This is a genomic window from Acinetobacter sp. 129952 (genome assembly GCF_056642055.1).
In genome coordinates this window covers 148,389-156,441 of sequence record NZ_JBWVSU010000009.1, presented here as the reverse complement: position 1 = coordinate 156,441, position 8,053 = coordinate 148,389, and the positions used below count along the sequence as shown (strand labels likewise).

Below are 8,053 nucleotides of genomic sequence, written 5' to 3'. Positions count from 1 at the left end.
AGATATCATCGGTAAGAAGAGTACGTGCCATTGAAAATATAGAAATAAAAATAACTCAAAGGAGGATTTTAAGTATTTAAAACCAATTCTTCAAATGAGGACACGCCCTAGTCTTGTATAAATAATATCAATATTCTATCCATATTTTAACCTGCTCCCCATACCACTCCATCAATCTCACCCGCTCATCCCAATATTGCGCTCGGTTATATGCCGAGCGAATTCTATTCTGGGGCACATGTGCAAGCTGGCGTTCAATGGCATCTGGATTAAATAAATTCGATTCATTTACGACAGTACTGAATAGAGATCTAAAACCATGTGTGGTCATTCGTCTCGCATAGCCTGAACGTTTGATCACAGCCAAAATAGACTCACTACGCATTGATTCTTTATTATTCAAATGATGTGGAAATAACAGTTCTTGATTATGAGTAAGCCTCAAAGCCTTTAGCTCAGCAATCATCATATCAGTCAACGGTACTCGATGCGGAAGTCGGTTCTTCATACGCTCTTCAGGGATATCCCACTTACGCCCTTCCAGATCAAATTCCTCCCAGCGTGCTTGCAGCAATTCACTAACCCGAACGCCTGTCAGCATGATCAGAATAATGGCATGATGCGTTTGAGCATCACTTGGGTATGCTCTAACCTTCCTTAAAAACTCAGGCATTTCAGAGGCAGTAAGCGAAGCCAGATTTTTGACTCTTTTATTCTTTAGAGCATAAACCAGATCACCTGCCGGATTACCATAACGATAGCCATGCGCAATCGCATACTTCATGACCATACCGCAACGAGATAAAGTACGTTTTGCAATTTCAAGCGAACCTCTTGCCTCAATCTTCTTAATGATTTGTAGAATCTCAGGAGCCTGAATCTGGTTAATACGCTTATTAGCAAGAGCAATATAAAGCTCATCCAATGAAGCTCGTACATTGCTAATATGTTTGGATGACCAGGTTTCTTTTTGATTATTGAACCAATCCTCTGCGACTTCCTTAAAATAAGGCTGCTCCTGCTCAACCTCAGTTGTATTTTTGAGTTTATATCTCAGATCAAGCGCGATCTCCCTTGCACGCTTTAAACTTAGCTCAGGATAGATACCTAATGCTTTAGACTTCCTTTGTCCATTTTCCGTGTATCTGATAGACCAATATTTTTTGCCATTCGGATCGATTCGTAAAGACAGACCGTTACTATCAGAAAGGCGGTACTGTTTTTCCTGCGGTAATGCTTTTTTACACAGTACATCAGTAAGCGACATATCTTTGTCCCACATAATTAAACTTATTTAGTGGGTCAAATTGTCCCAATTTTGACCCCAAGAAAGCAAAAATAGGGTCAAACAGCTTAGGACAGGGTCGGACAAACAGACATAAAAAAAGCCTTTAAACATTGAGTTTAAAGGCTTTTTTAGATTCCGATGGATTACTTCGGAAAGAATTTTGGTGGGGTGGCGTCAATTGAACAAAATCAATAAACATATGTTATTTAATAATTATTTTTTATATAAAAATACTAGTGTACACCACAGTGTACAAATTATCTGTTGCTAGGCTTATTACATTCAGTTCGATTGTTATATCAGGAGTACAACTGAGCTACCAAATACTATGGGCCACATTTCAAATACCACCCTTCCACAGAATTTCTAAGACTTAGAATTTACTGATACTGATATTGTTTACCTTTATAAGTACCTTATTGTGTTGTATGTCCTTATTCTGAACCATTAATTTAGCATTTGCTTGTGAAAACTCACTTGAATACAAAGCATTCATCCCAAAGTATTAATTTCATTATGATTACGTTAAGAGAAGAAGATGAGCGAAGCGCGAGAGCCTAAATATCAAATCGGTGATAAGGTTAAATTAAATGTCGGTGGGCCTGATATGGCTGTTAAAACCATTCACACTGACCACAGAGAGAATTTTAAAGGTGAATACAGATGTCAGTGGTTTGCTGGCAAGAAACTTGATTGGGGGGATTTCCCTGAAGAGAGCCTAGTACCAGTTGAATCATCAGAAAGCGCCGTAGATCAAAAAGCTGAGATTTAGTATGAAGCTCGATGAAGTCATTCAGTGGATGCTGACCAACCTTAAAAAAGATGGCTGTTTATATCAAGAAGATGTTGTTGATTATCTAGTAAAGCAGAACCAAATGGATTTTTTAAAAGAAAATGCGGATGGGAATCTCGTGTTAAAGCTAAGCGTAAATAGTGGCTTTAAAAAGCAAACTGAAGATAATGTTGTTTGGGTTAAGCCCGACCGATATTGGCGTTATCGAGTTGCTGAGGATGAGCCTGGTCGTGAGGCAAGAGGATGAAAATAAGCTACCGTAAGGTGGCTTTTTTAATGAACGTAATTTATGACTTAGACATAAAAGCGTTCACGGTTTGATGTGGTAACTGGAAACGTTACAAATCAATAAATGATGTGGTAACAGCAAAATTTTGATGTAGTAACATAGTCCACGTATATAAAATAATCAAAAGGACGGACAAAGCCTATGTTACTCTGTTGCGTAAAGTTATCTGTAAAAACTATTGCATATTAGTAATTGTATGCCGATGAAAGGCTCTTAAATTAGGGAATATATTAGCTTGTTGAGTTTACGCTGGGTGAGACTTAAACAGGATTTCAGCGGACGTTTATGAATCGTTCGTTTGAAGCACTTACTTTTCAGCAAACCTTTCTAGTTTATCCATAAATGTATTATGTAGGGCTATAGCTGTGGCATTGGCCTGACGCTCATATGCATCATGCTTATCAACCATAGTCTGAAATGTTTTTTTGTTTTTATTAAGTGGCTTATGGATCTTTTTAAAGAATGGTACCGCTTCACGATCCAGTGGCCATCCAAGCTTTATTCGCATTCGCTGCATATTAATTCTAGCCACATGTTCCTTATTGCACTGCTGAATAAGGTAGTTAAGTTTTTGGCATTTTCTACATTTAAATTGGCCATCAACCAAATATAATTTTGCTACCCGGTTGCCACAATCATCACCAGGACATATGAACCAGTACCGGTGATTGCCGTAATTGCATGGTGTGGTAGTTACTCCAATATGCAAACGATGATTGGCACCATTCTGTATAAAGGAGAGAATTAAAGCGCCGTGACGATACTCATAGCCCATAGATGAGCTAATTTCGTTATCTCGTTTCCACCCCCAAGTACCAGAAGTACCATCTACAAATGTGTTAGATCTGGCCATAGTTCGGCTATCTATATTCAAACAATCTTCAACCGTACCCTTACTTTCTCTTTTCATGCATAAAATCCGCAATAATTGCCAAAAAATTCACAGCAGACACCCCTCAATTGCATTTTTAAGGCCATTTTTAGCGTAAAAAATGCATAAAAACAGCTTAAAAACCACATCAATCACCCTTATATATACATAAAACACCATGTTTTAAGGGATGTATGTCAAGGTAATTAAAAATCGATTTACTTAATATTAATCAATATATTAGGTAAAAAACATGAAAAACACGTTGCACTATTTTACTAATGATTTAGGTTAGAATTGAATAAAAAAAAGGTAGCTGAGCAGAGAAAACACATAAAACACAACTATAGATGAGTATATGGGCCTAACATTCGTTACTTGATGGGGAGTAATTCTTGTTGTACCAGTGCAGTGATAATGACCATCCAGCTATCGTGAAAACTTGGTCACATTTGAATACTACCAAGAACCATTTGATTATTTACCTTGATGTACCTTGATGAAGTCGGTAATCATTAAATTAGCCGTAAACCTTGCTACATGTAGTTTAGAGGTCATTTTAATGGGATTTCTACTGGTAGCCTATCAAGGTAACTGAGCAATACTAACTAATAGATATGCCAGGCCTGTTAATTAAGTCATAGTGGAGAATGAATTCTTTATTAGTGATAAGGATATAGAATGCCAAAATATTGAAGATACTTTAAAAGCACTTTAATAAGAGAGGTTTACTTAAAGATGAGAAAGTAATTGTTTTTAGTGACAAATTAGATAATAGAATATTTAATATATACTTTATATAACAATTACTTAAAATACATCTACTTATTAAAAAGTTGAGGGTTGAAATGCGTTTTACTGTAACAGGTCCAAATATTCCAAATGAACTAATAGATGCTCAAAAGCGCGGAGAGCTGCTATTTTTCTGTGGTGCAGGAGTTTCTGTTCCAGCTGGTTTGCCTTCATTTGAAAAATTAACTAGAAATGTTGCTGAAAAATTATACGCCCTTGATAGCAATGACAATGAGATATCGAAATTACTATTTAATAAGGAATTTGATAGAACTTTTACTGCCTTAAAGAGAATTTATGGAGATGAAATCGTAGATTCAATTTTATTGAATGAATTGAAACTGCCTAAAGGCCCACTTTTAGATAATCATGAAAATTTATTAAAACTTTCAATAAATGAAGAAAATGAACCTTTCATTATTACGACAAATTTTGATTTGCTATTTGAAAAAGTTAATAAAAAAATTCGATCATTTATTCCTCCATATTTACCAGATTTACAGTCAAAAGAGCCGTTATCGGGTATTGTCTATCTTCATGGGAAATGGATTAACCCTAAAAAAAACAAACTCAATAATTTAATTATTTCTTCTCAAAATTTTGGCAGTGCTTATTTATCTCATGGATGGGCAACAAGATTTCTTTCAAATTTATTAACACGCAGAACTGTCGTACTCATTGGCTATTCAGGAGATGATACTTTAGTTCGCTATTTGCTAGAGGGGTTAAATTCAGAAGGAGCAAATGCAAATAATATTTATGCCTTTGAACGTGGGGAACAAGGTTATATAGAGACGAAATGGTCTCAACTCGGAGCAACAGGTATTTCATATCCTGACCACAATGATTTATGGAATACAGTCGCAGAGTGGGCAAAATATGCTGGAGATGAACAAAAGTGGGATAAATATATTAATCAGTTAGCACAACAATCTCCAAAAGATCTAGAACCTTTTGAGAGAGGAATTATTGCTAACTATATTTCCACCGTAGAAGGTGCATATAAGTTTATGGGGTTAAAACCTACACCAGTTTCAGAATGGATTTATGTATTTGATAAGAAAATAAGATTAGGGCAAGTGGAGGAAATAAAAAATACTAGTGGTGAAAAGCTGGTAATTGATCCTATTGATTTATATGGAACCGATACAGATCCAAGTCGCAGTGAGTTGAAATCTTTAAAAGAGCATTTAAGATATAAAATTGGCCAAGATTATATAAGTATTATATCTGATGAATATGGAACAACCTTAACTGAGGGTCTAGCAAATATACGTTATGAAAATTTATGGAATGTCCAATCAAGAATTCATGCTTTAGCTATATGGTTTTCAAAAGTTGCAGAACAACCCGCAGCTATATGGTGGGCACAAAAACAAACCAATTTACATCCAGTAATCATAGATCAGGTAAAGAAAAGAATAATAGATAGCCCAGATGTATTTCAAGAAAGTGATTTGAATTTCTGGATCCAGAATATAACTACTCATATTGATAAAAATAAATTCCCTGTTCAAACTAGCTGGTATGACATAAAAAGAGTTTTGGAGAAAAGTCCCCATTCTTTATCAGATTTATATTTTAATTATTTGAAAGATACTCTAAATCCCATATTATCTATGCAATCAGACCACAAGCTAGAGAAAACATACCTCCCTACCAAAACAAATGAACAATACCTATTTTCTAAATTTGAGATAGATTTTCCTGGATATGCATCAGAAAATATAAAAATACATAACGAAAATATTCAAAATATCATTAAAATTCTTTCTGAAAAATTTATACAATATCTTAATCTTGTTAATAACTTAAAAGATGAGTCAACTAAGCACTTTTTTCATCACTTTTATTTTCCTTCAATTAATTTTGATAACCCACTTAAACCACAAAGAAATGTCCATGAAAAAATTGGAAATTTAATACTATGGATGTGTGATCTTTTAAAAAAACTATCAATATTTAATGAAGCACTCTTAATAGAAATTATTGAAGAGTGGCCTAAAGATGATCAGTTAATTTTCAACAGATTAAAGTTATTTGTTTGGGCAAACTCTAAAAGCATTGATAAATGGCATATAAATAAGGATATCGAATGTCTATCTAATGATTTCTTTTGGAGTAGATATATTGAGTCTGAAATTATGTCTTTCATATCCAATCAATGGGATAGCCTTAGGGAAGATATCAGATCACTTATTGAGCATAAAATCATTGATTATCGACAAAAATATGATCGTGAAACTAACGAAAGATTTATTGATTACAAAAATTATCAAGTCGGTCGTCTATTAAATGTAATAGCCCAAACGAAATTAGGCCTCTCTAGTTATGCATATACAGAGTTTACAAAAATTAAAAGTACTGATAATTGGCAAGAGAATTATGTAGAGCAAGAGAGTTTAATAGCTGGAATTCAAAGTGGGTGGATATCAACTAATACTTCCTTTGATGAACTAAATTCAATAACCGATAGCACTGAATTTTTTAAAAAAATTGAGTTATTAGAATCTGATAGAAGCACTCCATTTGAAGAAAAAAAACCCTTTATTGGATTTATAGAAAAAAAATTGAGCGAATCGTTAAATAAGCTTTTAGAAGAAGTGGAACGGAATAATAATCGAGAAAAATACTGGATACAATTTTTTGAGAATATTCCTTCAGATGCAAATTCGGAGAATTTAATTGAAATTGGAAATGCTGTTTTAAAATTACCAAAAGAAATTATTTTTACATGTCGTTTCTCTTTGACTAGGTGGTTAGAAGGGAGATTTATTGGTGCTTGTAAAAATCGACAAGATTATTTTTGGAGAGTATGGGACTTTATTCTCAATACATTTAACCTTATTGGTTCAGAAGCTAATAATAGTGCATTTGGAGAAACTTTCGAACATGGCCGTAAAGTTGAAAAATCGAGGAAAACATTAGAACATGCTATGAATTCTCCAATAGGTCAATTAGTAGATGCTATTTTTGATATTTACAATGCTTGGGACCTAAGTCCTCATGAGTTCCAAAACGAAGCTCTCTGGAGGTTAGAAATAGCCCTTAAAAGTAAAGGAGAAGGATCTCATCATGCTATGAGTATGATTATGCTTCGCTTTAATTTTATGTATAAAAATTATGAAACATGGTCTAAATATAATTTAATACCAATTTTTAATCCAAAAAATAAGAATAGTGAAGTTGCATGGGATAGTTTTTTTCATATCCAACATAAGCCTTCAAATGAAGCTATTTTAATATTAAAACCATTTTTCCTTGATTTGTTTGAAAAAGACTTAGAATGGCCAAAAAGTGAAAGATTTAAAAATCATTTAGCATCACTGTTAATACAGTTTTGCTATTGGTCTTACCCTAGACAAACATTATTTACTAATGTAGAGGTAAGAAAAATTTTAAGAAAGTTCGATAGTGATATGTTATCTCATAGTCTATGGATACTTTCAGATATAGTTAATAAAGAAAATTCCTGGTTAAGTTTTGGCAGATTTTTCTTTAAAAATATCTGGCCTAAAGAAAATTTTTGTCAAACGTCAAAAACATCTGAAAGGTTATTAGATTTGGCTATAGAAACATCCGAGTATTTCACAGATATCGTTAAAAATATTGAACCATATTTAAGAAACATTGAACCAACTTCAATTTTCCTATACCAGTTAACTAACAATGAAGATAAATATTTACTGACTGAGAAGCACCCTCAAGAGGTCCTTCTTTTGTTAGACAGAGTGATTGGCCAAAGAATTGAGTCTTATGATAATTCGTTAGCTAAAATACTAGAAAAAATAGTCAAGGAAAAACCTGTACTTAAGAATTCTATAGCTTGGCAGCGTCTTCATAAATTATCAATTAGTGTTTTTTAATTTTGACTCGGCTATTTAAATTTATATTTATCTATAGAAGCCCTGCGATTCTGCGATTTCACCTTGTATCCTGTATGTTGTAGGGCTTTCAGTATCGAAACTCTATAGTTTTCGGTTTTGCGATTCCTCGTATCAATTGCAAAGGAATCGCAGC

Annotated in this window: 5 protein-coding genes; 3 read left to right on the top strand and 2 right to left on the bottom strand. The window is 33.8% G+C overall.

Features of this window, described 5'->3' with window-relative positions; genetic code table 11:
* Positions 1 to 127: 127 nt before the first annotated feature.
* Entirely contained in the window at positions 128 to 1,267 is a 1,140-nt protein-coding gene (locus AC1IR0_RS11660; RefSeq protein ID WP_409655481.1) for a tyrosine-type recombinase/integrase, read from the bottom strand.
* Between the two features lie 559 nt (positions 1,268 to 1,826).
* On the opposite strand from AC1IR0_RS11660, the gene AC1IR0_RS11655 reads away from it, so the two are divergent.
* Entirely contained in the window at positions 1,827 to 2,060 is a 234-nt protein-coding gene (locus AC1IR0_RS11655) for a YodC family protein (RefSeq protein ID WP_479741412.1), read from the top strand.
* Position 2,061: 1 nt separating this feature from the next.
* Entirely contained in the window at positions 2,062 to 2,328 is a 267-nt protein-coding gene (locus AC1IR0_RS11650) for a DUF6953 family protein (RefSeq protein ID WP_479741411.1), read from the top strand.
* A 349-nt stretch (positions 2,329 to 2,677) separates the two neighbouring features.
* Here the strand turns inward: AC1IR0_RS11650 and AC1IR0_RS11645 are convergent, their stop codons facing one another.
* On the bottom strand, positions 2,678 to 3,280 hold the full coding sequence (locus tag AC1IR0_RS11645; protein ID WP_479741410.1) for a hypothetical protein: 603 nt from the start codon (positions 3,278 to 3,280) through the stop codon (positions 2,678 to 2,680).
* 809 nt (positions 3,281 to 4,089) lie between these two features.
* Here AC1IR0_RS11645 and AC1IR0_RS11640 point away from each other — a divergent pair.
* On the top strand, positions 4,090 to 7,899 hold the full coding sequence (locus AC1IR0_RS11640) for an SIR2 family protein (protein WP_479741409.1): 3,810 nt from the start codon (positions 4,090 to 4,092) through the stop codon (positions 7,897 to 7,899).
* Positions 7,900 to 8,053 lie beyond the last annotated feature (154 nt).